Below are 25,199 nucleotides of genomic sequence, written 5' to 3'. Positions count from 1 at the left end.
ATCGGCATCGGGTTGACCTGACGCCGCCACGACGGCGGCGCAACGCAAAGGAGCGGCGCACATGAAAACCGTAATGATCGTCGGCGCATCGCGCGGCCTCGGCCGCGAATTCGTCCGGCAATACCGGCGCGACGGCTGGAACGTCATCGCGACCGCGCATGCGCTCGACATCGCGCAGCCCGAGCAGATCGCGGCGCTCGGCTGGAAGCTCGACGGCGAGCGGCTCGACGCGGCCGTGCTGGTGTCGGGCGTGTACGGGCCGCGCACCGAAGGTGTCGAGACGATCACCGCCGAGGATTTCGACGCGGTGATGCATACGAACGTGCGCGGGCCGATGCAGCTGCTGCCGATCCTGCTGCCGCTCGTCGAGGACGCACGCGGCGTGCTGGCCGTCGTGTCGAGCCGGATGGGCAGCATCGCCGAGGCGACCGGCACGACCGGCTGGCTGTACCGCGCGAGCAAGGCCGCGCTGAACGACGCGCTGCGCATCGCGTCGCTGCAGACGCGCCACGCCGCGTGCATCTCGCTCCATCCCGGCTGGGTGCGCACCGACATGGGCGGCGCGCAGGCCGCGATCGATCCGGAAACCAGCGTGACCGGCATGCGCCGCGTGATCGCCGAATCCGGCTCGGACGTGTCGCAGGCAAACGGCCGTTTCTTCCAGTACGACGGTATCGAGCTGAGCTGGTAGGCAGCCGACAACCTGGCGTCGTTAATTCCTGTTTCGCATGATTTTGAACCGACCTGACGCGTGCCCGTGCGGCGGCGCGTCCCCCGCACCCGCCGGCAAAGCGCCGGCGCCCCGCTACGCGGCCTGCTGCGGCCGCTTCATCGACGGCGGCGAAGCCGCGCCGAGCGCACTCGAGTTGATGCGCTCGCGGTACAGCGCGTACGTGCTCGGCGCGACCGACTACCTGCGCGCGACGTGGGCCGCGCGCACCTGCCCGCCCGATCTCGACACCGACCCCGAAGCGCTCGACGCGCCGCGCTGGCTCGGCCTCACGGTCAAGCGCCATACGCCGCTCGACGAACGGCACGCGGAGGTCGAATTCGTGGCCCGCTACAAGGTTGGCGGACGCGCTTACCGGCTCCACGAGACGAGCCGTTTCGAGCGTGACGAGCATGGTTTCTGGCGCTACGTCGACGGCGAAGTAAGTGAACGTTGACAAATAGTTGCTGTGTCAGACGCCGGGTAATTCCCGCATTGCACAACCCGAATTTGTCGGGCTACGATGACCTCGAATTGGTCATGTTGCATGGCAGGGCTTACGAATGGCGTTCAGCAAGGTATTGGTGGGATGGATGGCGGCATGCGCGCTGTCGGCCGCTCAGGCCGGTACGCTGCCGAACGCAAATTCGGGGACGGGTGCCGGCGTCAGCGGGTCGCTCGCCCACGCCGAACGCTTCGACTACGGCGATTCGAACCTGCCGCAGGTCGCCGCCGACCTCAACGAACAGATCCTCCGCATTCCCGCCGACGCAGCGGGCTCCGTCACGCTCGAGGCAACGCTCTTCAAGCCGAACGGCCCCGGCCCGTTCCCCCTCGTCGTCTTCAACCACGGCAAGAACACCGGCGATCTCCATCTGCAGCCGCGCAGCCGGCCGCTCGCGTTCGCGCGCGAATTCGTGCGCCGCGGCTATGCGGTGATCGCGCCGAACCGCCAGGGCTTCGCGGGCTCGGACGGCACGTACCAGCAGGAAGGCTGCAACGTCGGCAAGAACGGCCTCGCGCAGGCGGCCGACGTCGACGCGACGGTGCGCTACATGTCGCGCCAGCCGTATGTCGATGCGTCGCGCATCGTCGTCGCCGGCACGTCGCACGGCGGCCTCGTATCGGTCGCGTACGGCACCGAAGCCGCACCGGGCGTGCGCGGCATCATCAACTTCTCCGGCGGGCTGCGCCAGGACCTCTGCGACGGCTGGCAGAAAAACCTCGTCGACGCGTTCGACCAGTACGGCGCGCACACGGCCGTGCGGTCGCTGTGGCTGTACGGCGACAACGATTCGGTGTGGACGCCGGGGCTCGTCGCGCAGATGCACGACGCGTACGTCTCGCACGGCACGCAGGCCCAGTTCATCGATTTCGGCCGCTACAAGGACGACGCGCACCGGCTGATCGTCGACCGCGACGGCGTGCCCGTGTGGTGGCCGGCCGTCAACGCATTCCTCGCGCAGCTGAACCTGCCGACCTCGGTGCGTTACGCGGTCGCTAATCCGCACGAGCCGAAGGCGAGCGGCTATGCGTCGATCGACTCGGTCAACGCGGTGCCGTATGTCGACGAAGCCGGCCGTGAAGGCTATCGCCGCTTCCTGAACCAGCATCCGAGCCGCGCGTTCGCGGTGTCGTCGGAGGGCGCGTGGTCGTGGGCCGAAGGCGGCGACGACCCGATGGCGCTCGCGCTCGACAACTGCGCGAAGCAAGGCGCGGGCGCGTGCCGGCTGTATGCGGTCAACGACCGGGTCGTGTGGAACACGACGCAGACGGCCGACAACGACGACAGCAACGCACGCGACACCGGTACGCCTGCCCTGGCTTCGCGCTGACGAGCGGCGGCCTTCGCCGCCGTTTTTCGTTTTTCCTCCCCCCTTTCCCATCCCGTCGCGGACGCGCTGCGCGCAGCGTTCGTAGCGGATGTCGCACACGTGGCACGCGACGCATGCCGGTGTGAACGCGCCGGCTCGCCGCGCTCCATCCAGATTCCCTTTGCCGCCTGCTCGTGGTCACGCTTTCCGATCGCACGGGGGCCACATCGTCCCGCGCCGCCCTTTCTCCCTTCGCTCCCCGATTTTTTTGCGCAGTCGCACCGCCCGACCCACGATTTTTTTCAGTTGGGGGGGCTCACTCGAACGTCGTCATCTGCGGTCATTTCCGGACTTCTGAACCGTACCGTCCCGAGCCGCCCCGATCTGCGTCGAACTCCCGTCCGACAAGGCTTTGCGGCGTTTGTAACCGGTAGTGCAACGGGTCGCGGAACACGCTAATCTCAGCGCGTTTCGTGTCCCGCCGCGCGGCATCCCGTCGATGCCGCGCGGCCGTTTTATCCCCCGGAGCCGCCTTGAGTACGCCAGCCACCGACGACTGGGTCGCGCGCAGCCTGCGCGCGGTCTGGCATCCCTGCACCCAGATGAAGCATCACGAGCGCCTGCCGCTCATCCCCGTCGCGCGTGGCGCGGGCGTGTGGCTGTACGACCGTGACGGCCGCCGCTACTTCGACGCGATCAGCTCGTGGTGGGTCAACCTGTTCGGCCATGCGAACCCGGACATCAACGCGGCGCTGAAGGACCAGCTCGACACGCTCGAGCACGCGATGCTCGCCGGCTGCACGCACGAGCCCGCGATCGAGCTCGCGGAGCGGCTGCATGCGCTCACCGCGCGCACGCTCGGCCACGCGTTCTTCGCGTCGGACGGCGCGTCGGCCGTGGAGATCGCACTGAAGATGAGTTTCCACGCGTGGCGCAACCGCGGCCGCGCGAACAAGCAGGAATTCGTCTGCGTAGCGAACAGCTATCACGGCGAGACGATCGGCGCGCTCGGCGTAACCGACGTCGCGCTGTTCAAGGACGCATACGACCCGCTGATCCGCCATGCACACGTCGTCGCGTCACCCGACGCGCGCGGCGCGCAGCCGGGCGAAACGGCCGCCGACGTCGCGGGCCGCGCGCTTGCCGACGTGCGGCGCCTGTTCGTCGAACGCGGCGACCGGATCGCCGCGCTGATCGTCGAGCCGCTCGTGCAGTGCGCGGCCGGCATGGCGATGCACGATCCGTCCTACGTGCGCGGGCTGCGCGCGCTGTGCGACGAATTCGGCGTGCACCTGATCGCCGACGAGATCGCGGTCGGCTGCGGCCGCACCGGCACCTTCTTCGCGTGCGAGCAGGCCGGCGTCTGGCCCGATTTCCTGTGCCTGTCGAAAGGCATCAGCGGCGGCTACCTGCCGCTGTCGCTCGTGCTCACGCGCGACGACGTGTTCGCCGCGTTCTACGACGACGACATGACGCGCGGCTTCCTGCACTCGCATTCGTACACGGGCAACCCGCTCGCGTGCCGCGCCGCGGTTGCAACGCTCGACCTCTTCGCGCGCGACGACGTGCTCGCGGCCAATGCCCGCAAGTCGGCCACGCTGCGTGCCGCGCTGGCGCCGCTCGACGCGCACCCGCAGGTACGCCACCTGCGCGAACGCGGCACGCTGTTCGCATTCGACGTCGCGCTCGACGGCGACGCGGCGCGCGGCTTCTCGCGACGCTTCTTCGAACGCGCGCTGGAACGCGAGCTGCTGCTGCGCCCGATCGGCACGACCGTGTACCTGATGCCGCCGTACGTGATGACCGACGACGACATCGCGTGGCTCGCGCAACGCACGCGCGACACGCTCGATGTGACACTCGCGGAGATCGCACGATGACGCACCCTCTGCTCGACGCGCTGCAACGCGGCCTCGCCGATCTCGACGCTCAAGGGCTGCGCCGCGTGCGCCGCACCGCCGACACCGCGTGCGATGCGCGCATGACCGTCGACGGCCGCGAGATCGTCGGCTTCGCGAGCAACGACTATCTCGGCCTCGCCGCGCATCCGGCGCTCGTCGCCGCGTTCGCCGAAGGCGCGCAGCGCTACGGCTCCGGCAGCGGCGGCTCGCACCTGCTTGGCGGCCATTCGCGTGCGCACGCGACACTCGAGGACGAACTCGCGGGCTTCGCGGGCGGCTTCTCCGACGCGCCGCGCGCGCTGTACTTCAGCACCGGCTACATGGCGAACCTCGCCGCGATGACGGCGCTCACCGCCAAGGGCGCGACGATCTTTTCAGACGCGCTGAACCATGCGTCGCTGATCGACGGCATGCGGCTGTCGCGTGCGAACGTACAGGTCTATCCGCACGCGGACACGGCCGCACTCGCCGCGTTGCTCGAAGCATCGGATGCCGAAACGAAGCTGATCGTCAGCGATACCGTGTTCAGCATGGATGGCGACGTAGCACCGCTCGCCGAACTCGTCGCGCTGGCCGAGCGCCATGGCGCGTGGCTCGTCGTCGACGATGCGCACGGCTTCGGCGTGCTCGGCCCGCAGGGCCGCGGCGCGCTCGCGGCCGCCGCGCTGCGTTCGCCGAATCTCGTGTACGTCGGCACGCTCGGCAAGGCCGCCGGCGTCGCGGGCGCGTTCGTGATCGCGCACGAGACCGTGATCGAATGGATGATCCAGCGCGCGCGCAGCTACATCTTCACGACGGCCGCGCCGCCGGCCGTCGCGCACGCAGTATCCGCGAGCCTGAAGGTGATCGCGGGCGACGAAGGCGATGCGCGGCGCGCGCATCTCGCCGCGCTGATCGAACGCACGCGCGCGCTGCTGCGCAACACGCGCTGGCAGCCGGTCGATTCGCACACGGCCGTGCAGCCGCTCGTGATCGGCAGCAACGACGCGACGCTCACGGCAATGCGCGCGCTCGACGCGCACGGCCTGTGGGTGCCCGCGATCCGGCCGCCGACGGTGCCCGTCGGCACGTCGCGGCTGCGCGTGTCGCTGTCGGCTGCGCATTCGTTCGACGATCTCGCGCGACTCGAAGCCGCGCTGATCGAAGCCAGCGAGGGGGCTGCAGCCTCCGTTGACGCGGCCCCGCGGGAGGCCGCTGCATGACCGCCCCGCTTTCGCTTTTCGTCACGGGCACCGACACCGAAATCGGCAAGACCTTCGTGTCGGCCGCGATGCTGCACGGCTTCGCGCGGCACGGCCTGCGTGCAGCCGCGCTCAAGCCCGTCGCGGCCGGCGCGTATGAACGCGACGGCGTGTGGCGCAACGAGGACGCCGACCAGCTCGACGCGGCCGCGAACGTCGTGCTGCCGCCGGAGCTGCGCACGCCGTTCCTGCTGAAGGCACCGGCCGCGCCGCATATCGTCGCCGCGCGGGAGGGCGTGACGCTCGATATCGACACGATCGTCGCGTGTCATCGCGAAGCGCTGACGCGCGCGGATATCGTCGTCGTCGAAGGCGCCGGCGGTTTTCGCGTACCGATGAACGACACGCAGGACCTGGCTGATCTCGCGGTCGCACTCGGCGTGCCGATCGTGCTCGTGGTCGGCGTGCGGCTCGGCTGCATCAACCACGCGCTACTGACGGCCGACGCGATTGCCGCGCGCGGCCTCAAGCTCGCCGGCTGGGTCGCGAACCACGTCGACCCGGCGATGTCGTTCCCCGACGAGAACGTCGCGACGATGCGCGACTGGCTCGCCCGCGAGCACGGCGCGCCGCTGCTCGGCCGCATTCCGCACATGAGCCCGGCTGCCCCCGAATCCGCCGCGGCGATGCTCGACATCGCCGCGCTCGTCGATACGCTGCGCGCCGCGCAGCATTGACCCAACCGAAACAGCTCCCCCGATCCCCCATCCCCGACCAGGACAGGAAAACGATATGACCCAAGCCCAGACCGCCACCGTGCAACCCGACGCGATTCCCGTGGCCGCTCCGGCCTCGCAACGCTGGCGCGTCGCCGACGTCGTCGCGCTGTTCGAGCTGCCGTTCAACGACCTGATCTTCCGCGCGCAGCAGGTCCACCGCGAGCACTTCGACGCGAACGCAGTGCAGCTGTCGACGCTGCTGTCGATCAAGACGGGCGGCTGCGAGGAAGATTGCGGCTACTGCTCGCAGTCGTCGCACCACGACACGGGCCTGAAGGCCGAGAAGCTGATGGACGTCGACGCGGTGCTCGATGCTGCGCGCACGGCGAAGGAGAACGGCGCGAGCCGCTTCTGCATGGGCGCCGCGTGGCGCAACCCGAAGGAGCGCCACATGCCGGCGCTGACCGAGATGGTGCGCGGCGTGAAGGAACTCGGCCTCGAAACCTGCATGACGCTCGGCATGCTGGAAGACGAGCAGGCGCAGGAACTCGCGAGCGCGGGCCTCGATTACTACAACCACAACCTCGACACGTCGCCGGAGTTCTACGGCCAGGTGATCTCGACGCGCACCTACCAGGACCGCCTCGACACGCTCGACCGCGTGCGTGACGCGGGCATCAACGTCTGCTGCGGCGGCATCATCGGGATGGGCGAATCGCGCCGCGAGCGCGCCGGCCTGATCTCGCAGCTCGCGAACCTGAACCCGTATCCGGATTCGGTGCCGATCAACAACCTCGTCGCGATCGAAGGCACGCCGCTCGAAGGCACCGCGCCGCTCGACCCGTTCGAATTCGTGCGCACGATCGCGGTTGCGCGGATCACGATGCCGAAGGCCGTCGTACGCCTGTCGGCCGGCCGCGAGCAGCTCGACGACGGCCTGCAGGCAATGTGCTTCCTCGCGGGCGCGAACTCGATGTTCTACGGCGACCAGCTGCTGACGACGAGCAACCCGCAATCGCAGAAGGATCGTGCGCTGTTCGAGCGCCTCGGTATCCGCTCGAGCGACGCGGACGCGATGTCGGCGAACGCGTAAGCGGCAGCACGGCCTGCCAACGAAAAAGCCGGGGCATGCCCCGGCTTTTTTTCGTCCGCGCGCGCCACTCAGACCATGCCGCCCAGCGCGCGCGGCTCCATGAACGTGTGCCGGAAGTAGTCGCGCACCGCGTGCATCGCGGGGCTCAGCTCGATGTTCTTGCGCCACGCGAGGCCGACGCTCATCGGCGGTACCGGGTCGCGCAGCACGATCGTCTCGATACGCCGCCCTTCGAGCGACCACGGGCGATACACCATGTCGGACAGGATCGCGACGCCGCTGCCGTTCGCGACCATGCTGCGCACGGCCTCGACCGACGACGTGCGCAGGATCACGTTCGGCCGGTACGGCGTCTCGTTCCAGTAGCGCAGCGCCGTCTGTCCGGCCTCGTCGACCGTCAGCATCACGAACGGCTCGTGTGCGACCTCCGCGAACGTGACGCTCTCGCGCCTGAGCAGCGGATGATGCGCGCCGACCCACAGCCGGCGCACCGAATGGATCACCGGCTCCAGCACGAGCTCGGGATTCGACACGTTCGACGTGAGCAGCACGGCCATGTCGTAGCGGCCCGCGATCAGCCCTTCCTCGATCGACTCGCGGTTCAGTTCATGCAGGTGGATCGTCAGGCGCGGATAGAGCGTATTCAACCGCAGCACGTGATGCGGCAGGAAATAGCCGAGCACCGTGTAGCTCGCGGCGATCGCGAGCGTGCCGGTCAGCGTGCTTTCGAGGTTCGGGATCCGCATCGCCTCGTCGACCGACGACAGGATCGTGTACGCGTGATTCAGGAAGCGCCGCCCCGTGTCGGTGAGCGTCACACCCGACGGCGTGCGCAGAAAGAGCTGCGTGCCGAGGCTGTCCTCCAGCTCCTTGATCGCGCTCGTTACGGCCGACTGCGAAATAGTGAGCTGGATCGCGGCCTGCGAGATCTGGCCGAGCTCGGCGGTCGCGACGAAGTACTTGAGCTGTCTGAGGGTCAGGGCCATGGTCGAGGGAAAACTGATGGGCATGCGATAAACATCATATCAACCATGCGGCGCCCATCAACCGGGCTGCGTGAAAACCCTGCCACCGCTGCTCCGGCGGCCCTTGGCGGTCGCTTTCCGGGATATCGAAAAAATCGATATGCCTGCATATAAAAATAGAACTTTTTTGACGCAACCCACGCGGCTAACCTGCGTTCAACACGGTTTCGGCATGCGCCACGACGCACGCGAACCGGAGAACCTGGAGGAGTACACCGTATGAGGAAGCACAGCGTCGACCTGAACTCCGACATGGGAGAGGGCTTCGGCCCGTGGACGATCGGCGACGGCGTCGACGAGCAGATCATGCCGCTCATCAGCTCGGCGAACATCGCCACCGGTTTTCATGCCGGCGATCCGAACATCATGGCGCGCACGGTGCAGCTCGCGCGCGACGCCGGCGTCGGAATCGGCGCGCATCCGGGCTTTCGCGATCTGGTCGGCTTCGGCCGCCGCACGATCACCGAAACGCCGCAGGCGCTCGTCCACGACATCCTGTACCAGCTCGGCGCGTTGCGCGAGTTCGCGCGCCTGAACGGCGTGAGCCTGCAGCACGTCAAGCCGCACGGCGCGCTCTACATGCATGCGGCAGCCAACGAAGCGTTCTCGCGGCTGCTGATCGAGACGCTGCAGCGCGTCGACCCCGGCCTGTGGCTGTACTGCATGGAGGCGTCGGTCACCTATCGCGTGGCAATGGAGTACGAACAGCCGGTGATCCGCGAGTTCTACGCCGACCGCGACTACGACCGCAGCGGCTCGATCGTGTTCACGCGCCGCGTCGGCCGCCTCGACCCGCAGCAGATCGCCGACAAGGTGCTGCGCGCGTGCATCGACGGCAAGGTGCGCACGATCGACGGCGACGATATCGACATCGATTTCGATTCGGTCTGCATCCACAGCGACACGCCGGGCGCGCTCGACCTCGTGCGCGCGACGCGCCACGCGCTGATTCGCGAAGGCATCCGGACCGCCGGGCCGCGACCGCTCGCCGCCCATCACTGAACCCGATTCAAGGAGACGCCAGATGGCATTGCACGATATCGTCAGCCCGTTGCCGGGCACGTTCTACCGGCGCCCGTCGCCCGATGCGGCCTACTACGTCGCGATCGACGCGACGGTTGCCGCGGGCGCCGTGGTCGGCCTCGTCGAAGTGATGAAACAGTTCACCGAGATCGAAGCCGACGCGGCCGGCCGCGTCGTCGAGCTGCTCGTCGAGGACGGCGAACCGGTCGACGCGGGCCAGGTACTGATGCGGATCGAGGGGTGACGCGATGAAGCCGGCAACCTCCCCCGACACGTTCTATCGCCCGTCGCGGATCAAGACCGTGCTGGTCGCGAATCGCGGCGAGATCGCGGTGCGCGTGATCCGCGCGGCGCGCGAACTCGGCATGCGCGCGGTCGCCGTGGTCAGCGACGCCGACCGCGACAGCCTCGCCGCGCGCATGGCCGACGAGGCGATCCACATCGGCTCGTCGCATGCAGCGAAAAGCTATCTGAATCCCGCCGCGATCCTCGACGCCGCGCGGCAATGCGGCGCGGACGCGATCCATCCCGGCTACGGCTTCCTGTCCGAAAATGCCGCGTTCGCCGCGCAGGTCGAGGCGGCGGGGCTGATCTTCGTCGGGCCGGATTCGCAGGTGATCGCGACGATGGGCGACAAGGCGCGCGCCCGTGACACCGCGCGGCGCGCGAACGTGCCGACGGTGCCCGGCAGCGACGGCGTCGTACAGTCGCTCGACGAGGCCCGCGCAGTCGCCGCGCGCATCGGCTATCCGATCATGATCAAGGCGGCCGCGGGCGGCGGCGGGCGCGGCATCCGCGTCGCGCACGACGCCGCGCAGCTCGACGCCGAGCTGCCGCTCGCGCAGCGCGAGGCGCAGGCCGCATTCGGCGACGGCGGCGTCTATCTCGAACGCTTCATCGCGCGCGCCCGGCACATCGAGGTGCAGGTGCTCGGCGACGGCCGCGACGTCATCCATCTGTTCGAGCGCGAATGCTCGCTGCAGCGACGCCGCCAGAAGATCCTCGAGGAAGCGCCGTCGCCGTCGCTCACGCCGGCGCAGCGCGACGCGCTGTGCACGTCGGCCACGCGCCTCGCGCGCGAAGTCGGCTATCGCAGTGCCGGCACGCTCGAATACCTGTTCGACGACGCGCGCGGCGAGTTCTACTTCATCGAGATGAACACACGCATCCAGGTCGAGCATCCGGTGACCGAGGCGATCACCGGCATCGACCTCGTGCGCGAGACGCTGCGCATCGCCGACGGCGAGCCGCTGCGGTTCGCGCAGCCGGACATCGCGATGCGCGGCGCGGCGCTCGAATGCCGGATCAACGCGGAAGATCCGCTGCAGGATTTTCGTCCGAATCCCGGCCGGATCGACGAACTGGTGTGGCCGACCGGCCCCGGTGTGCGCGTCGATTCGCTGCTCTATCCGGGTTACGTCGTGCCGCCGTACTACGACTCGCTGCTCGCGAAGCTGATCGTGCACGACGAGAGCCGCGCGGCCGCGCTGCGGCGCCTGTCTCGCGCACTCGGCGAACTGCACGTCGGCGGTGTGAAGACCACCGCGCCGCTGCACGCGGCGCTGCTCGCGGACGACGACGTGCGCGCGGGCCGCTATCACACGAATTTTCTCGAAGCATGGATGCCGCAATGGCGCGAGGCCGCGACGGCCGCCGCCCGGCAGCCCGAAACCGCGGACGCCGCGCGCGTCGGGGAGGCCCTGTGACGACCCGTTATACGTTCGGCGGCGACGAGTTCGTGTTCGTCGAGATCAGCGAGGCGATGTCGCTCGACGCCTTCTTCAAGGGCACGGCGATCACGCGCGAGCTGCAGCGGCGCGCGGTGCCGGGCATCACCGAGATCTGCCCGGCGAATGCGTCCTACCAGGTGCGCTACGACCCGGACGTGATCGAGCCCGACGCGCTCGTCGCGCTGCTGAAGACGATCGAGGCCGAGGTCGGCGACGCACCGCTCGAACTCGACACGCGCATCGTCGAGGTGCCGGTGCTCTACAACGACCCGTGGACGCACGAGACGCTGATGCGGTTTCGCGAGCGTCACCAGGACCCGTCGTCGACCGATCTCGAATATGCGGCGCGGATCAACGGCAAGCGCGACATCGACGATTTCATCGCCGCGCACTCGGGTTCGCCGTGGTTCGTGTCGATGGTCGGCTTCGTCGCGGGCCTGCCGTTCATGTACCAGATGGTCGAGCGCGAACGCCAGCTCGAAGTGCCGAAATACCTGCGGCCGCGCACCGACACGCCGAAGCTGACGGTCGGCCACGGCGGCTGCTTCGGCTGCATCTATTCGGTGCGCGGCGCGGGCGGCTACCAGATGTTCGGCGTGACGCCGGCGCCGATCTTCGATCCCGCGCAGCGGCTCGACTACCTGCGCGATTTCATGGTGTTCTTCCGGCCCGGCGACATCGTGAAGTTCCAGCCGATCGATCGCGACGCCTATGACGCCGCGGTGGCGGCCGTCGAAGCGGGCACGTTCTCGCTGCGCGTGCGCCCCGTGAAATTCTCGCTCGACGCGTTCCTGCGCGATCCCGATGCGGTCAACCGTTCTCTCGTCGAGGTGCTGCATGCCAGCTGACGCGCACAACCTGATCGAGGTCATCAAGCCCGGCCTCGCGACGTCGGTCCAGGATACGGGCCGGCAAGGCTACTACCACGTCGGCATCCCGCCGTCGGGCTCGCTCGACCAGTACGCGTCGCGCGCGGCAAACCTGCTGGTCGGCAATCCCGAACAGGCGGCCGTGCTTGAATGCACGCTGCTCGGCCCGGAGCTGCTGTTCCATGCGGACGCACTCGTCGCCGTCACGGGCGCCGAGATGACACCGAAGATCGACGGCGTCGGGCAGTGCTGCAACATCGCGCTGCGCATCCGTGCGGGCAGCGTGCTGTCGTTCAACTACGTGAAGGGCGGTGCGCGGGCCTACGTGGCCGTCGCGGGCGGCATCGACGTGCCGGTCGTGCTCGGCAGCCGCTCGACCTACGCGCTCGGCGCGATCGGCGGCCACGCGGGCCGGCGCCTGCAGAAGGGCGACCGGCTGCCGATCGGCGCCGCACGCGGCATGCATCGCGAAGGGCGCGAGCTGCCGGCGGCGGTCGTCCGGCCGCTCGACAGCCAGGTCGAACTGCGCGTGCTGACGGGCCTGTACCACTACCGGCTCACCGACGCATCGGCGCACACGTTCTTCGACGACGAATGGACGGTCGCGCCCGAAGCCGACCGCATCGGCTACCGCTACAAGAACGGGCGAGCGCTGCAGTTCCGGCCGCGCGAACAGCCGTTCGGCGCGGGCGCCGATCCGTCGAACATCGTCGACGCGTGTTATCCGATCGGCTCGATCCAGGTGCCGGCCGGGCTCGAGCCGATCATCCTGCACCGCGACGCGGTGTCGGGCGGCGGCTACGCGACGATCGGCACCGTCATCAGCGCCGACATGGACCTGATCGGCCAGATGCAGCCGAACCATCGCGCGCGCTTCGTGCGCGTGACGATGGCCGATGCGCTCGCGGCGCGCCGCGAGTACCAGCGGCGCCTCGCGCTGCTGCGCGCCGTGCTGCAGGACTGAGCGCCGGACGCCCGGCCATCGTGCCGGGCGCCGTTCGCCGCCCTCCGCTTTCATCCTTCGCTTTCGTTTCCCGCCCGCGCGGCCGCGCGCCGCGCGGCGGGGACGCTTGCGCGCCGTTTCTGCCGGACCGGTTGCCCGCCCGACGTCGGGGCAACCCTGCGGACCGCACGTGCCGCGGCCCAGACGTCGTCCGCTGTTTTGCTCATCAAGGAGCACGATCATGGCCAACCTTGCACAGGCCCGCACCGACGAGGATCTCGACCTGTCGACGCTCGCCATTCCCGATCACGCGCGCATGCCGCCCTTTTCGCTGACGATGGCGTGGTGGGCCGTCTGCAGCGCGGTGTTCTACATCGTCGTCGGCGCGACGCTCGCGCTCACCTACGGCGCACGCAACGCGCTGATCGGCATGGCGCTGTCGGTGGTGTCGTACGGCGCCGTCAATTCGATCATCAGCCGCTATGCGATTCGCACCGGCCTGTCGGTCGCGCTGTTCTCGCGCGTGCTGTTCGGCAGCGCGGGGGCCGCACTCGCGACGCTGATCTTCTTCGCGACGGCGATCTACTACGCGGTGTTCGAGGGCTCGGTGATCGCGGTCGCCGCGCATCACCAGTTTCCGGCGCTCGACTACAAGTGGGCCGCGCTGATCGTCGTCTGCTACAGCGTGCCGCTCGTGTTCGGCAGCGTGCAGCACTGGCTCGACAAGTTCAACGGCGTGCTGCTGCCGTTCTACCTGCTCGGGCTGCTCGCGGCGGTCGGGCTCGCGACGGCCGAGTACGGCTATCACGCCGCATGGCTCGATTTCGGGCCCGCGGGCGGCGCACCGGCCGGCGGCTGGTGGCAATGCTTCGTCTACTACATGGGCGTATGGGTGCTGATGATGTTCACGTTCGACTACGCGCGCTTCGGCCGCAAGGAGGACGCCCGCTATCACGGCCGCTTCAACTTCGGGATGCCGTTCTATCTCGTCACGTTCCTCGTCAACGGCGCGGCCGGCATCTATCTCGTCAGCACGATTCCCGGGCTCGGCACGCTGTCGGAAGTGTCGGTCGTGCTCGCGCTGCTGAAACTGATGGGCGTGTGGGGGCTGCTGTTCGTGTGGGTCACGCAGTCGCGCATCAACACCGCGAACTACTACCTCGCGACCGTCAACATGCAGGCGTTCTTCCAGAAGGTCGCCGGGCTGCGCGCGCCGAAGTTCGTGTGGGCGCTCGTGGTCGGCGCGGTCGTCTATGCGCTGATGATGGCCGACATCTTCTCGCGGATCCTGCAGGCGCTCGCGTACCAGGGCATCTTCGTCGTCGCGTGGGTCGGTGTCGCGCTCGCGCACATCCTGTCGGCGCGCTACGGGCAGCTCGTCGGCGACGATGTCGAATGCCGCGACGCGCATGTGCCGGTGTTCAACCCGGGCGGGCTGACCGCGTGGTTCGCGGGCGCGTTCGCGGGGCTCGCACTGAACCAGGCGACCGGGTTCGCCGCATCGCTGTCGGCGCCGGCGACCTTCGTCGTGTCGTGGGTCGTCTATCGCGCGCTGCTCGGCACCGCGAAGCGGACCTGGTTCGTGCGGAATACGTGACGCGGCCGCGCCCGTGGCGGCACAGCACGGCACGGCACGGCACGGCACGGCACGGCACGGCACGGCAGCAGCTTAGCCGATCGTCTGCACCGGGTTGCCCTGCGCGTCACGGATCACCGTCTTCTCGACCCGCCAGCGCACGCCGTCGAGCCCGTCGACCGCATACTCACCGGCGCGCGGCTGCAGCGTGCGCGCCAGCGCCTGCACCGTCGCGTCGGTGAGCCGCAGCGTCAGCGTGCCGTCCTCGTCGGTCACGCCGTTCGCGTCGCCGTGCACGAACCGTACCGCGCCGTCGTGGCCCACCAGCCGGAACGGCCGGTCGAACGGCAACCGCAGCGGCAGCAGCGTGACGAGTTCGTCCACCTGCCGCGCGCCGACGGTGATGTCGATCACGGACGCACGCAGCAGCCGCTTGCGCGTTTCCCATCCGAGCACGTCGGTGAACAGGTAGCCGCTCGACGAGCCATCGCGCTGCGTGCCGGCGTCGACCTGCTCGCGCACGTCCGCGCGCTCGAGCAGCGACGCTCGGTCGAGATCGGTCACCCAGAGCGGCATGTGCGGCGCCAGCGTGTCGAGCAGCGAGCGCGTGCGCCAGCGCTTCGCGGCACGCTCCTCGTCGAGCGTCAGCCCGACAATCTGCAGGAACGCCAGGCGGCCGTGCGGCGTATCGATCGCCGGCAGCTCCGGATCGAATGCGAAACCCATCGAGCAGAGCTGCGTGCCGGAATCGAGCGCGATCGGGCCGTTGGCCGTCATCCAGTGGCCGTCGTCGAATGCGTTGCCGCTCTCGAACACGTAGCGCGCAAGATTCTGCAGGAAGCTGAACACCCAGTTCGGCGGCTCTTCGTCGGCGGTGCCGCAGGCGACGCGCATCGTCAGCTCGAAGCCGAAGCCGCTGACGGCCGGATCGTCCGACTCCTTCGCATACAGCTCGGAGAGCCCGTATGTGACGAAATGCCAGTGCGGCACGGGTTCCGCGCGCTTCCACACGCTGATCCCGTCGAGCGGATCGCGGCCGCCGAGCCGCCACTTCAGCAGCGTGGCGTAGTGCTTCGGCTCCTGCCCCGGATAGACGCGTGCGAGCGCGCCGTCGATCGCGTCCCAGCCCGGCGCGCTGTCGTCGGCTGCGCCGTCCTGCGGGTCGTGTGATGCATCCGTCATGTGGCCCTCTCTCCCGGGCGGTGTCCCGGTGTGTGGTGTCGGTGCGCGCGGTGGCGGCCTGCAGGCCGCCGTGTGCGTCACACGTGCGCCGCCGCGCCGTCGATCGCCGCGCGCACGCGCTCGACGAGTGGTTGATCGACCGGTGCCAGCACCTCGCCGCGCGGCCGCACGCCCGAGCCGAAATGCACCGCGCGTACGCCGGTCGCGCGGACGAAATCGCCGACCGCGTCGATCGTGAGCCCCGAGCCTGCCAGCACCGTGCAGGTCGAACCGGCCGCCTGCCGCGCGAGCCGTGTGATCGTCGCGACCGCGTCGAGCACCGACGGATGGCCGCCCGACGTCAGCACGGACGTGACGGCCGGCACGCGCAGCAGCGCGTCGAACGCGGCGTTGAGATCGCGCGCGACGTCGAACGCGCGGTGGAACGTGAGCGAACGGCCGTCGGCGGCGGCCGCGACGCGGGCCAGTGCGCCGAGATCGACGTCGCCGTGCGCGTCGAGCGCGCCGAACACGACGCCGTTCGCACCGGCCGCGACCGCCGCGCGCACGTCGCGTTCGATCACGCGCAGGTCGTCGGCGTCATAGACGAACGACCGGCTGTGCGGCCGCACGATCACGTTGACGGGAATCGGCACGGCGGCCACGACGGCCTCGATCAGGCCGACGCTCGGCGTCAGCCCGCCTTCGGTAATCGCGGTCACGAGCTCGAGGCGGTCGGCGCCCGCACGGGCGGCGGCCTTCGCATCGCCGACGGTCGTGGCGATCACTTCGAGGAGGACGGAAGAAGCGGCGTTTCGGTTCATGGGCGGCCCGCGAATCGTCAGGACAATTCGCGCATCCTAGCCGAGCCGCGTGACGGACGCCAGCGTGCCGGGCGCCGCGCCGTCAGCCGCGTCGCGCGAGCCAGATGCCGATGAGCGCGGACAGGCCGGTCACCACGGCGCCGGGTGCGAACCGGAACATCCGCACGTTCATGTCCACGCCCTGCTGCTGCATCACGTCGACGAACCCCGGCGCGAGCAGGAACGTCACCCAGCCGATCATCCCGAACGCGGTGGTCGCGGTCGCGATGAGCAGCGCGATGCCTGCGCCGCGCGCGCGTGGCCGGAACGCGCCGGCGAACGCACCGACGGACAGGAACACGGCCGACAACACGAACAACACCGCAACGAACACGAGCATCGCCCCCGTATGGCCGAGCTTCATGAACGCCATCATCTGCGCGGTGATCACGCACATGCCCGCGATCGTGAACAGCACGATCGCGAGCGCGTTGCGCACGAAGCTCATGCGTTCGCCTGGAAATACGCGGTCGCGGGGCGCCGGAACAGCAGGTAGACGAACAGTGCGAACAGCAGGAAACCCGGAATCAGCACCGCGAACATCGACGCCGGCATGTTGATGAACGAGAACGCGAAGCTGAACACGGATATCGCGATGTAGGTCTTGCGCGACCATTCGCGGCCCTTGAGGATCGCGATGCCGATCACGACGTTCACGACTTCGATGATCACGCTGATGCCGAGCGTCGCCCAGACAGGCAGCAGGTAGTGCGACAGCAGCGCCTGGGTGGTCGGCATGCCGATCGTGAATGGCGTGTAGATGCCCGTGATCGCGTTGGTCACGATGATGATCCACGCGAGAATGGTCAGCGAAATCGGTCTTTTCATTGTGTTTTCCTCTTTATTCGCCGCCATGGTTGGCCCCCGGGACGGCGCGCGCGGTCACGATGGCCGCGGTCGCGCCATTGTCGGGGAAGCGTGCGGCGAACGCAACGGCCGGCCCGCGACGCCCGCCTCGCTCACCCTGCTCGCCGCCTGCGATGTGCTCGGCGCTAGCCGGCGTCCGCTTCGTCGTCGCCCCAGTCGATATCGCCGCACAGCACGCGCTGCGCATCTCCGACGCGCACGGCCACCGACAGCGTCACGCACGGCTGCGCCTCGTTGATCGACAGGTATGGCCGGGTGACTTGCACGCGCCCCGGCTCGGCGATCGCCGAGCGGAAATACGGCCGGCGCAGCCAGTTCGCGCCCTGCGCGTCCGCCAGCGGCGAAAAGCGCGCCTCGGCGAGCGCGCGGTCGGCGCGCAGCACGACGTTGCGGCCCGACTGGCGGCCGTGCGCGTCGAGCAGGAAGCAGCGCGCGGCCGCGTCGAGCGCGAGGAAGTTCCAGCACACCTCGTCGAGCGGCTCGCCGGCCGCGAGACGCTCGGCCGCGCGCTCGAACGCGCGCAGGTACGGCGCGAGGCGCTGCGCATCGCGCCGCTCGCGCGCTTCGGTCTGCTGGCGAAAACGCTCGGTCAGCTCGCCGATGCAGCCCGTCGCGGCCGCGCTGTCGGGCAGCCCCGGCGCCGGCCGGCCGAAGTAGTAGCCCTGCACGAAATCGGCCTCGCACGATAGCGCGATCTGCGCCTCGTGCTCGGTCTCGATGCCCTCGACGAGCACCAGCTTGCCGGCCTCGTGCAACAGCGTCACGAGCCCGTGCAGGATCGCGGTGAGCCCTGTCCGGTGTGCCGCGTGCGACAGCATGATCCGGTCGAGCTTCACGATGTCCGGGTTCAGTTGCCAGATCCGCTCGAGATTCGAGTGGCCCGCGCCGAAATCGTCGAGCGCGATCAGGAAGCCGTGCGTGCGGAATTCGCGCACGGCCTCGGCAAGCCGCTCGACGTCCTCCGCGCGCTGTTCGAGCACTTCGAGCACGATGCGGCGCGGCGGCATGCCGAGCCGCTTCAGGTTCGCGAGCAGCGCCGCCGCCTGGAACGGGTCGGTGAGCACGCCCGGATGCACGTTGAGGAACAGCCACTCGCGCTCGGCGCCGAGCAGCGCGAAGTTCTCGAGATGCAGCGCCTGCGCGAGCCGGTCGAGCTGCAGCAGTTCGCCCTGGCGCGCGGCTTCGCCGAACACGTCGAGCGGCGACACGGCGCGGTCGAGCGCATCGTGCGCACGCAACAGCGCCTCGTAGCCCACCGCACGCTGGTGCGACAGGCTGAAAATCGGCTGGAACACGGTCGTGAGCGTCAGGTCGCGGTGCTGCGTCGCCAGGCGTTCGAGGCCGGAACTCACCTCCCGCTCGAACCGGTACGGCGACGCGGCGGCCGGACGCTCCTGTTGCACGATCGTCATACCTTCCTCCTGCTAATGCCTTCGAACGCGGCGCCCGGCGAAGCGAACGGCGCGTGCAATGTCATGGTTGGACCCTCGGTTGCCCGGTCGAAGCCGGACGGCTGACCAGCATCAAGCAAGCTCCGTGCAAGGCGCGCACAACCCATACTCCGCGCGGGCGCACCGGGCAGCCGCACCATCGTGGCACACGCACGACGCACCATTTTCGTGCGCACGCACCGGCCGCTCGAACGCACCCGTCACGCTGTCACGCTACACTCCGTACGATCGTTTCATTCCCCGTATTCGCCGTATCGATGGAAATCGTCTTCACCGTCCTGATCCTGCTGCTGACCGTCGCGCTGTCCGGCGCCGTCACGCGCATCCTGCCGTTCCAACTGCCGTTGCCGCTGATGCAGATCGCCTTCGGCGCGATGCTCGCGTGGCCGAAGCTGAACCTGCACGTCACGTTCGATCCCGAAATCTTCATGCTGCTGTTCATTCCGCCGCTGCTGTTCGCGGACGGCTGGCGGATTCCGAAGCGCGAGCTGTACCTGCAGCGCCGCGCGATCCTGATGCTCGCATTCGGGCTCGTATTCATGACGGTACTCGCAGTGGGCTACTTCGCGCACTGGCTGATACCCGAGTTGCCGCTGCCGATCGCGTTCGCGCTCGCGGCCGTGCTGTCGCCCACCGACGCGGTCGCGCTGTCGGGCATCGCAGGAAAGGGCCGGATCCCGCCGCAGTTGATGCACATCCTCGAGGGCGAGGCGCTGATGAACGACGCGTCGGGCCTCGTCGCGCTGAAATTCGCGATCGCGGCCGCGCTGACGGGCATGTTCTCGCTGCGCGACGCGTCGGTCACGTTCGTGATCGTCGCGGCCGGCGGGCTCGCCACGGGCGCGATCGTGTCGTGGGTGTTCAGCGCGCTGTCGACGCGCTTCCTGAACGCCGAGCAGGAAGGCGATCCGGCCCCCGGCATCGTGATGACGCTGCTCGTGCCGTTCGCGGCCTACCTGTTCGCCGAGCACCTCGACCTGTCGGGCGTGCTGGCGGCCGTGTCGGCCGGGATGATGATGAATTACACGAGCTTCTCGCGCAAAAGCACCGTTGCATCGCGCGTACGCGCCGAAAGCACGTGGGCGATGATCGAGTTCGTGTTCAACGGCATGGTGTTCATCATGCTCGGGCTGCAGCTGCCGCACATCATCGGCCGCACGCTCGTCGACGCGCACCACACGAGCGACGCGCTCGTCGGCCGGATGATCTTCAACGTCTGCGCGATGATGCTCGCGCTGTACGCGATCCGCTTCCTGTGGGTCTGGCTGCTGCGCTGGATCGCGAGCCGTCGCGCCGCGCGCCAGGGCCTCGCCGGCACGATGGCCGGCATCCGCACGATCGCGGTGATGACGGTCGGCGGCGTGCGCGGCGCGGTCACGCTCGCCGGCGTGCTGTCGATTCCGGTCGCGCTGTCCGACGGCGTGCCGCTGCCGGGCCGCGACACGGCGATCTTCGTCGCGTCGGCCGTGATCCTCGGCTCGCTCGTCGTCGCGGTGGTCGGCCTGCCGCTGCTGCTGCGCGGCGTGCGTTCGTCGCGCAGCCCGCTCGGCGACGAGGAACGCGCCGCGCGCGCGGCCGCCGCGCAGGCCGCGATCCGCGCGATCGACTCGTCGCACGACGCGATCTCGGCCGATCTCGACGAATCGGGTGCCGCGCGCTGCGCGGACATCTCCGCACGCGTGATGGACCAGTACCGCCGCCGCCTCGCGACGCTCGCCGAGGACGGCCCCGCGCCGCGCGCCGAAGCGAAGCAGGCCGAAACGATGGAACTGCAGATGCGGATCGCGGCCGTGCGCGCGGAACGCTCCGCGCTGTACCGGCTGCGCAGCGACAGCAAGATTTCCGACGAGACGCTGACTAAGCTGCTCCGCGAGATCGACCTGTCTGAAACCGCGCTGTCGACGCGCAAGAAAGGCATTCTCTAAAGGGGCCGGCCGCTGCCTATACTCAGCAGCGGCCGCCCAATAAAAAACGGCGACGCACAAGCGTCGCCGTTTTCACATCCGCCCGCGCCTCGCGTTACTTCGCGACGACGACCGGAATCCCCTTCAGCATGCCCGCACCCTTCATCTCGTCGAGCGCGTGCTGCACGGCCACGCTCGTTGCCCCATCGATACCGAGTTGCAGCGCGAGCTCGCGCTCCGCGCGCTTCACGCCGGCCAGGTTGCGCACCTTCACGTGACCGAAGCCGCGTACGCGGGCGTGCAAGTCGGCCAGCTGCGTGACTTGCGCTGCATTGCCCGCCGTCATTGCGGCGAACGCACGCGCAAGCGTCGTCTCGTAGTCGTCGGCAAGCGCGCGCTCCATCTTGCGCTCGACGGTGCGGCCGAACGGATCGAGCCACGTGCCGCGCAGGCTGCGCACGCGCGCCATCATGCCGAACACCGGCCACATCCACTGGCCGAACACGCGCTTCTTCGGTGCGCTGCCGTCGCTGCCGGCCTTCGCGACCGTCGGCGGCGCGAGGTTGAACTTCACGCGATAAGCTTGCCCCGGCACGCCTTCGAACTGCGCTTCGAGCGCCGTGCGGAAGGCGTCGTCCGTGTAGAGGCGCGCGACCTCGTATTCGTCCTTCACCGCGAGCAGCCGGTAGAACGTCGTCGCGACCGCGCGCGTCAGCGCGTCGTCGCCCTTCGCGCGCGCCGCGCTCACGAGCGCACGGTAGCGCTCGACATAACGAGCGCCGCCGTACGCGTCGAGCCGCGCTTCACGATCGGCGATCAGCTCGGCGAGCGTCTCCGGCGCGGCATGCGCGGCCACCGTGTGACGCGCGTTCCACAACGCATCGAGGCCCGCCGCGTCTCCCGCCGCCATCCGGCCGATCGAGAACGCGAGCTTGTTCATCGGCACCGCGACGTTGTTCAGCTCGATCGCGCGCATCATCGCCGCGAGCGACACCGGCACGAGGCCGAGCTGCCATGCATAGCCGAGCATCAGGATGTTCGCGCCGATCGAGTCGCCGAGGAACTTCGCGGCGAGCGCCTGCGCGTCGCAGCTCGACAGGTAGCCGTCGCCGGCCGCGTGATGCATCTTCTCGAGCAGCGCGTCCGCATGCAGGTTCGCGTCGGGGTTCTGCACGAACGACGCGTTCGGGATCCGATGCGTGTTGACGACGATCCGCGAACGCTCGTGACGCACCGTCTGCAGCGCCTCGGCGCTCGCGCCGACGACCATGTCGCACGCGAGCAGCACGTCGGCCTGCTGCGTGTCGATGCGCACCTGGTTGAGCCACCGGTCGCTCGACGCGATCCGCACGAACGACAGCACCGAGCCGCCCTTCTGCGCGAAGCCCATGAAGTCGAGCACCGACGCGCTCTTGCCTTCGAGGTGCGCGGCCATGCTGATCAGCGCGCCGACCGTCACGACGCCCGTGCCGCCGACACCCGTCACGAGCATGTCGAACGGCGCCGCGTCGAGATGCGTCGCCGGCACCGGCAGCGCACCGACGCGCGCGGCGAGCGCCGCTTCATCGAACGCGGCACCCGCGGCCTTCTTCAGCGCCGCGCCTTCGAGCGTCACGAAGCTCGGACAGAAGCCGTTCACGCACGAATAGTCCTTGTTGCACGACGACTGGTCGATGCGGCGCTTGCGGCCGAGCGGCGTCTCGAGCGGCTCGACCGACAGGCAGTTCGACTGCACGCCGCAGTCGCCGCAGCCTTCGCACACCGCGTCGTTGATGAACAGCCGCTTGTCCGGGTCGGGGAATTCGCCTTTCTTGCGGCGGCGGCGCTTCTCGGCCGCGCAGGTCTGGTCGTAGATCAGCACGGTGACGCCCGGCGTCTCGCGCAGCTCGCGCTGCACCGTGTCGAGTTCGCTGCGGTGATGGAACGTCGTGCCCGTCGGGAACTGGCCGTGATGGCCGTCGTACTTCTCCGGCTCGTCGGACACGACGACGAAGCGCGACACGCCTTCCGCCTCGACCTGCCGCGCGATCTGCGGCACCGAGATGCTGCCGTCGACCGGCTGGCCGCCCGTCATCGCGACCGCGTCGTTGTAGAGGATCTTGTACGTGATGTTCGCTTTCGCGGCGACCGCCTGGCGGATCGCGAGGATGCCCGAGTGGAAATAGGTGCCGTCGCCGAGGTTCTGGAACACGTGCTTCGTGTTGGTGAACATCGCGTGCGCGGCCCAGTCGACACCCTCGCCGCCCATCTGGATCAGCCCCGTCGTGTCGCGCTCCATCCACGACGCCATGAAGTGGCAGCCGATGCCGGCCTGCGCGATCGAGCCTTCCGGCACCTTCGTCGACGTGTTGTGCGGGCAGCCCGAGCAGAAGTACGGCGTGCGCTTCACGGCGTCCGCCTCGTTCGACAGGATCTGCGGCGCGACGAGATCGACGACGCGTTCGCGGCGGTCGAGCGCCGGCTTGTGGCGCGCGAGCCAGTCGGCGAACACCGGCAGGATGCGCGACGGGCGCAGTTCACCGAGCTCGGACAGCAGGCAGGCGCCGGCGGCGTCGTGCTTGCCGAGCACGCGCGGGCGCGCACCTTCCGTGCGGTTGTACAGGTAGTCCTTGATCTGCTGCTCGATGACCGGGCCCTTCTCCTCGATCACGAGCACTTCGGCGAGGCCGTCGACGAAGGTTTCGATGCGCGTCATCTCGAGCGGATACGACAGGCCGACCTTGTAGATCCGCACGCCGGCCGCGTCGAGGTCGGCCACCGTCAGGTCGAGGCGGCGCAGTGCCTCCATCAGGTCGAGGTGCGCCTTGCCGCAGGTCACGATGCCGACGTTCGCCTGCGCGCTCGGCGCGATCCACTTGTCGATGCTGTGGGTGCGCGCGAAATGGCGCACCGCGTCGAGCTTCGCCGCGAGGCGCGCTTCGATCGTGAGGCTCGGCAGGTCCGGCCAGCGGTTGTGCAGGCCGCCTGCCGGCGGCGTGAAACCTTCAGGCGCCGGCCACTGCGTCTGCAACGCGTCGAGGTCGACGGTCGAGCCCGACTCGACCGTTTCGGAGATCGCCTTGAAACCGACCCACGCGCCCGAGTAGCGCGACAGCGCCCAGCCGTACAGGCCGAATTCGAGCATGTCGGCGATGTTCGCCGGGTTCACGACCGGCATGTGCCACGCGATCATCGCGAAGTCGCTCTGGTGCGGCATCGACGACGACACGCAGCCGTGGTCGTCGCCCGCCACCACCAGCACGCCGCCATGCGGCGACGAACCGTACGCGTTGCCGTGCTTCAGCGCATCGCCCGCGCGGTCGACGCCCGGGCCCTTGCCGTACCACATCGCATACACGCCCTCGACCGTGCGCTCGGGATCGGCCTCGACGCGCTGCGTGCCGAGCACGGCCGTGCCGCCGAGTTCCTCGTTGATCGCGGGCAGGAAGCGCACGCCGCCGGCGTCGAGCAGTTTCTTCGCCTTCCACAGCTGCTGGTCGACCATGCCGAGCGGCGAACCGCGATAGCCGCTGACGAAGCCGGCCGTGTTGAGCCCCTGTTCGGCGTCGACCGTGCGCTGCATCAGCAGCAGGCGCACCAGCGCCTGCGTGCCGGTGAGGAAGATCCGGCCGTGCGTCGCGGTCAGGTTGTCGGTCAGGCGGTAGTCGGACAGGACGGGCGAGCCGTCGACGGGCAAGCGGGCGGTCATGGGGGATGTCTCCGGATTGTGCTGTTCTGGGCTGCGTGGCGGGGCGTCGGACGACGCGTGGGGGCCGGCAGCGAATGGCTCTATTTTTTCGCGCGCAGCCGAGAATGTTTTTTCTCATCTTGCTCGGCCGGGCCCGCGGCGAGAAAAACTGCGCAGCTTTTTGCCGGAATTTGAGTGAGTTTTCGCGCACGGCAATCGGGCGGGATGGGCGGCGTGTCAGGGCAGGCGGGCCGCCTGTCGGGAAAGCACGCGATTGCCCGACGAGGGCCCGGGAATGCGCCAACTGAAGCTCGTGCCCCGTGCGACAAGGGTTTCGGCGACTGGAGGCGGTCACTCTCACCCTTGAAATGCACAGCGTTCCGATTGGTCGGCGGCGCGGGATGTCCACAATGCCGCTCCCCCGGTCGGGCTCGCTCACCGTTCGATTGCACAGCGTTTGGAGTGGCGTGGGGGCCGGGATATCCACACCGTTATCGCCATGAGGCACGCTCGAGTACCGGCGCTCACCGTTGAAATTCACAGCACGGCGAGTGGGTTTCGGCGATGGATATCCACACCGGAACCGGCGCATTGCGTCGATCCGCCGTTCACCCTCACCGTTCGAATACACAGGATCGCGAGTGGGTTTGTCGGCCCGTATCTCGCCCGGATAGCCACGCCGGAGCCCGCATGCTGCACAATC

At 68.9% G+C, this 25,199-nt stretch carries 21 protein-coding genes; 14 read left to right on the top strand and 7 right to left on the bottom strand.

The annotated features are described in order from the left end of the window. The first annotated feature begins 61 nt into the window (after nucleotides 1–61). From HAV18_RS28280 to bioB, 7 genes are all read left to right on the top strand, one after another. Complete coding sequence (locus HAV18_RS28280) at nucleotides 62–691, top strand: SDR family oxidoreductase (protein WP_166962769.1); 630 nt, start codon at nucleotides 62–64, stop codon at nucleotides 689–691. A 37-nt stretch (nucleotides 692–728) separates the two neighbouring features. Beyond that, entirely contained in the window at nucleotides 729–1,166 is a 438-nt protein-coding gene (locus tag HAV18_RS28275; protein WP_166962767.1) for a YchJ family protein, read from the top strand. Nucleotides 1,167–1,272: 106 nt separating this feature from the next. Continuing rightward, nucleotides 1,273–2,544, top strand: coding sequence for a dienelactone hydrolase family protein (locus HAV18_RS28270; RefSeq protein ID WP_166962765.1), 1,272 nt, complete (start codon nucleotides 1,273–1,275; stop codon nucleotides 2,542–2,544). 512 nt (nucleotides 2,545–3,056) lie between these two features. Further along, nucleotides 3,057–4,403 carry an adenosylmethionine--8-amino-7-oxononanoate transaminase gene (bioA, locus tag HAV18_RS28265; RefSeq protein ID WP_166962763.1) on the top strand — a complete coding sequence of 449 codons (1,347 nt, stop codon included), beginning with the start codon at nucleotides 3,057–3,059 and terminating at the stop codon, nucleotides 4,401–4,403. Beyond that, nucleotides 4,400–5,626, top strand: coding sequence for an 8-amino-7-oxononanoate synthase (gene bioF, locus HAV18_RS28260; RefSeq protein ID WP_166962761.1), 1,227 nt, complete (start codon nucleotides 4,400–4,402; stop codon nucleotides 5,624–5,626). Before bioA ends, bioF begins: the two co-directional genes overlap by 4 nt. Continuing rightward, nucleotides 5,623–6,342: a dethiobiotin synthase gene (bioD, locus tag HAV18_RS28255; RefSeq protein WP_166962759.1), complete on the top strand. Its 720-nt coding sequence runs from the start codon at nucleotides 5,623–5,625 to the stop codon at nucleotides 6,340–6,342. The genes bioF and bioD overlap by 4 nt, the downstream gene beginning before the upstream one ends. Nucleotides 6,343–6,397: 55 nt before the next feature. Continuing rightward, entirely contained in the window at nucleotides 6,398–7,417 is a 1,020-nt protein-coding gene (gene bioB / locus HAV18_RS28250) for a biotin synthase BioB (protein ID WP_166962758.1), read from the top strand. A gap of 68 nt (nucleotides 7,418–7,485) precedes the next feature. Here bioB and HAV18_RS28245 read toward each other — a convergent pair whose 3' ends face one another. Then, the gene (locus tag HAV18_RS28245; protein ID WP_166962756.1) at nucleotides 7,486–8,403 is read right to left on the bottom strand and encodes a LysR family transcriptional regulator; all 918 of its coding nucleotides are present in this window, start codon (nucleotides 8,401–8,403) and stop codon (nucleotides 7,486–7,488) included. Nucleotides 8,404–8,661: 258 nt separating this feature from the next. On the opposite strand from HAV18_RS28245, the gene HAV18_RS28240 reads away from it, so the two are divergent. From HAV18_RS28240 to HAV18_RS28215, 6 genes are all read left to right on the top strand, one after another. Then, complete coding sequence (locus HAV18_RS28240) at nucleotides 8,662–9,444, top strand: 5-oxoprolinase subunit PxpA (RefSeq protein ID WP_166962754.1); 783 nt, start codon at nucleotides 8,662–8,664, stop codon at nucleotides 9,442–9,444. Nucleotides 9,445–9,466: 22 nt separating this feature from the next. Continuing rightward, nucleotides 9,467–9,709 carry an acetyl-CoA carboxylase gene (locus HAV18_RS28235; RefSeq protein ID WP_166962752.1) on the top strand — a complete coding sequence of 81 codons (243 nt, stop codon included), beginning with the start codon at nucleotides 9,467–9,469 and terminating at the stop codon, nucleotides 9,707–9,709. Between the two features lie 4 nt (nucleotides 9,710–9,713). After that, nucleotides 9,714–11,171 carry an acetyl-CoA carboxylase biotin carboxylase subunit gene (locus HAV18_RS28230; RefSeq protein WP_166962750.1) on the top strand — a complete coding sequence of 486 codons (1,458 nt, stop codon included), beginning with the start codon at nucleotides 9,714–9,716 and terminating at the stop codon, nucleotides 11,169–11,171. Beyond that, nucleotides 11,168–12,043 (top strand): allophanate hydrolase subunit 1, encoded by an 876-nt coding sequence (locus tag HAV18_RS28225; RefSeq protein ID WP_166962748.1) that lies wholly within the window; start codon nucleotides 11,168–11,170, stop codon nucleotides 12,041–12,043. The genes HAV18_RS28230 and HAV18_RS28225 overlap by 4 nt, the downstream gene beginning before the upstream one ends. Then, nucleotides 12,033–13,028: a biotin-dependent carboxyltransferase family protein gene (locus tag HAV18_RS28220; RefSeq protein ID WP_166962746.1), complete on the top strand. Its 996-nt coding sequence runs from the start codon at nucleotides 12,033–12,035 to the stop codon at nucleotides 13,026–13,028. The genes HAV18_RS28225 and HAV18_RS28220 overlap by 11 nt, the downstream gene beginning before the upstream one ends. A gap of 220 nt (nucleotides 13,029–13,248) precedes the next feature. Continuing rightward, nucleotides 13,249–14,604: a cytosine permease gene (locus HAV18_RS28215; protein ID WP_166962744.1), complete on the top strand. Its 1,356-nt coding sequence runs from the start codon at nucleotides 13,249–13,251 to the stop codon at nucleotides 14,602–14,604. A gap of 72 nt (nucleotides 14,605–14,676) precedes the next feature. On the opposite strand, the gene HAV18_RS28210 is transcribed toward HAV18_RS28215, so the two are convergent. From HAV18_RS28210 to HAV18_RS28190, 5 genes are all read right to left on the bottom strand, one after another. Next, complete coding sequence (locus tag HAV18_RS28210) at nucleotides 14,677–15,765, bottom strand: suppressor of fused domain protein (protein WP_166962742.1); 1,089 nt, start codon at nucleotides 15,763–15,765, stop codon at nucleotides 14,677–14,679. A gap of 77 nt (nucleotides 15,766–15,842) precedes the next feature. Then, nucleotides 15,843–16,568, bottom strand: coding sequence for a copper homeostasis protein CutC (locus HAV18_RS28205; protein WP_166962740.1), 726 nt, complete (start codon nucleotides 16,566–16,568; stop codon nucleotides 15,843–15,845). 82 nt (nucleotides 16,569–16,650) lie between these two features. Next, nucleotides 16,651–17,055, bottom strand: a complete 405-nt coding sequence (locus HAV18_RS28200; protein ID WP_166962738.1) for a hypothetical protein — start codon at nucleotides 17,053–17,055, stop codon at nucleotides 16,651–16,653. Beyond that, nucleotides 17,052–17,435, bottom strand: coding sequence for a hypothetical protein (locus HAV18_RS28195; protein ID WP_166962736.1), 384 nt, complete (start codon nucleotides 17,433–17,435; stop codon nucleotides 17,052–17,054). The genes HAV18_RS28200 and HAV18_RS28195 overlap by 4 nt, the downstream gene beginning before the upstream one ends. 164 nt (nucleotides 17,436–17,599) lie before the next feature. Beyond that, the gene (locus HAV18_RS28190) at nucleotides 17,600–18,886 is read right to left on the bottom strand and encodes an EAL domain-containing protein (RefSeq protein WP_166962734.1); all 1,287 of its coding nucleotides are present in this window, start codon (nucleotides 18,884–18,886) and stop codon (nucleotides 17,600–17,602) included. A 296-nt stretch (nucleotides 18,887–19,182) separates the two neighbouring features. Here HAV18_RS28190 and HAV18_RS28185 point away from each other — a divergent pair, with 296 nt between their 5' ends. Further along, entirely contained in the window at nucleotides 19,183–20,850 is a 1,668-nt protein-coding gene (locus HAV18_RS28185; protein ID WP_166962732.1) for a Na+/H+ antiporter, read from the top strand. 94 nt (nucleotides 20,851–20,944) lie between these two features. Here HAV18_RS28185 and HAV18_RS28180 read toward each other — a convergent pair whose 3' ends face one another. Next, complete coding sequence (locus tag HAV18_RS28180; protein ID WP_166962730.1) at nucleotides 20,945–24,517, bottom strand: indolepyruvate ferredoxin oxidoreductase family protein; 3,573 nt, start codon at nucleotides 24,515–24,517, stop codon at nucleotides 20,945–20,947. Nucleotides 24,518–25,199: the final 682 nt, after the last annotated feature.

The sequence above is a fragment of the Burkholderia sp. D-99 genome (assembly GCF_011605345.1).
GTDB lineage: Bacteria > Pseudomonadota > Gammaproteobacteria > Burkholderiales > Burkholderiaceae > Burkholderia.
Note: the sequence above shows the minus strand (reverse complement) of the source record. Positions and strands in the feature narration are given on the sequence as shown.

What these genes read in the sequence shown, in the direction of transcription:
- HAV18_RS28280 (WP_166962769.1), top strand. Translation starts at nt 62, where the DNA reads ATGAAAACCGTAATGATCGTCGGCGCATCGCGCGGCCTCGGCCGCGAA.
- HAV18_RS28275 (WP_166962767.1), top strand. Translation starts at nt 729, where the DNA reads ATGATTTTGAACCGACCTGACGCGTGCCCGTGCGGCGGCGCGTCCCCC.
- HAV18_RS28270 (WP_166962765.1), top strand. Translation starts at nt 1,273, where the DNA reads ATGGCGTTCAGCAAGGTATTGGTGGGATGGATGGCGGCATGCGCGCTG.
- bioF (WP_166962761.1), top strand. Translation starts at nt 4,400, where the DNA reads ATGACGCACCCTCTGCTCGACGCGCTGCAACGCGGCCTCGCCGATCTC.
- bioD (WP_166962759.1), top strand. Translation starts at nt 5,623, where the DNA reads ATGACCGCCCCGCTTTCGCTTTTCGTCACGGGCACCGACACCGAAATC.
- bioB (WP_166962758.1), top strand. Translation starts at nt 6,398, where the DNA reads ATGACCCAAGCCCAGACCGCCACCGTGCAACCCGACGCGATTCCCGTG.
- HAV18_RS28245 (WP_166962756.1), bottom strand. Translation starts at nt 8,403, where the DNA reads ATGGCCCTGACCCTCAGACAGCTCAAGTACTTCGTCGCGACCGCCGAG.
- HAV18_RS28240 (WP_166962754.1), top strand. Translation starts at nt 8,662, where the DNA reads ATGAGGAAGCACAGCGTCGACCTGAACTCCGACATGGGAGAGGGCTTC.
- HAV18_RS28235 (WP_166962752.1), top strand. Translation starts at nt 9,467, where the DNA reads ATGGCATTGCACGATATCGTCAGCCCGTTGCCGGGCACGTTCTACCGG.
- HAV18_RS28230 (WP_166962750.1), top strand. Translation starts at nt 9,714, where the DNA reads ATGAAGCCGGCAACCTCCCCCGACACGTTCTATCGCCCGTCGCGGATC.
- HAV18_RS28220 (WP_166962746.1), top strand. Translation starts at nt 12,033, where the DNA reads ATGCCAGCTGACGCGCACAACCTGATCGAGGTCATCAAGCCCGGCCTC.
- HAV18_RS28215 (WP_166962744.1), top strand. Translation starts at nt 13,249, where the DNA reads ATGGCCAACCTTGCACAGGCCCGCACCGACGAGGATCTCGACCTGTCG.
- HAV18_RS28210 (WP_166962742.1), bottom strand. Translation starts at nt 15,765, where the DNA reads ATGACGGATGCATCACACGACCCGCAGGACGGCGCAGCCGACGACAGC.
- HAV18_RS28205 (WP_166962740.1), bottom strand. Translation starts at nt 16,568, where the DNA reads ATGAACCGAAACGCCGCTTCTTCCGTCCTCCTCGAAGTGATCGCCACG.
- HAV18_RS28200 (WP_166962738.1), bottom strand. Translation starts at nt 17,055, where the DNA reads ATGAGCTTCGTGCGCAACGCGCTCGCGATCGTGCTGTTCACGATCGCG.
- HAV18_RS28195 (WP_166962736.1), bottom strand. Translation starts at nt 17,435, where the DNA reads ATGAAAAGACCGATTTCGCTGACCATTCTCGCGTGGATCATCATCGTG.
- HAV18_RS28190 (WP_166962734.1), bottom strand. Translation starts at nt 18,886, where the DNA reads ATGACGATCGTGCAACAGGAGCGTCCGGCCGCCGCGTCGCCGTACCGG.
- HAV18_RS28185 (WP_166962732.1), top strand. Translation starts at nt 19,183, where the DNA reads ATGGAAATCGTCTTCACCGTCCTGATCCTGCTGCTGACCGTCGCGCTG.
- HAV18_RS28180 (WP_166962730.1), bottom strand. Translation starts at nt 24,517, where the DNA reads ATGACCGCCCGCTTGCCCGTCGACGGCTCGCCCGTCCTGTCCGACTAC.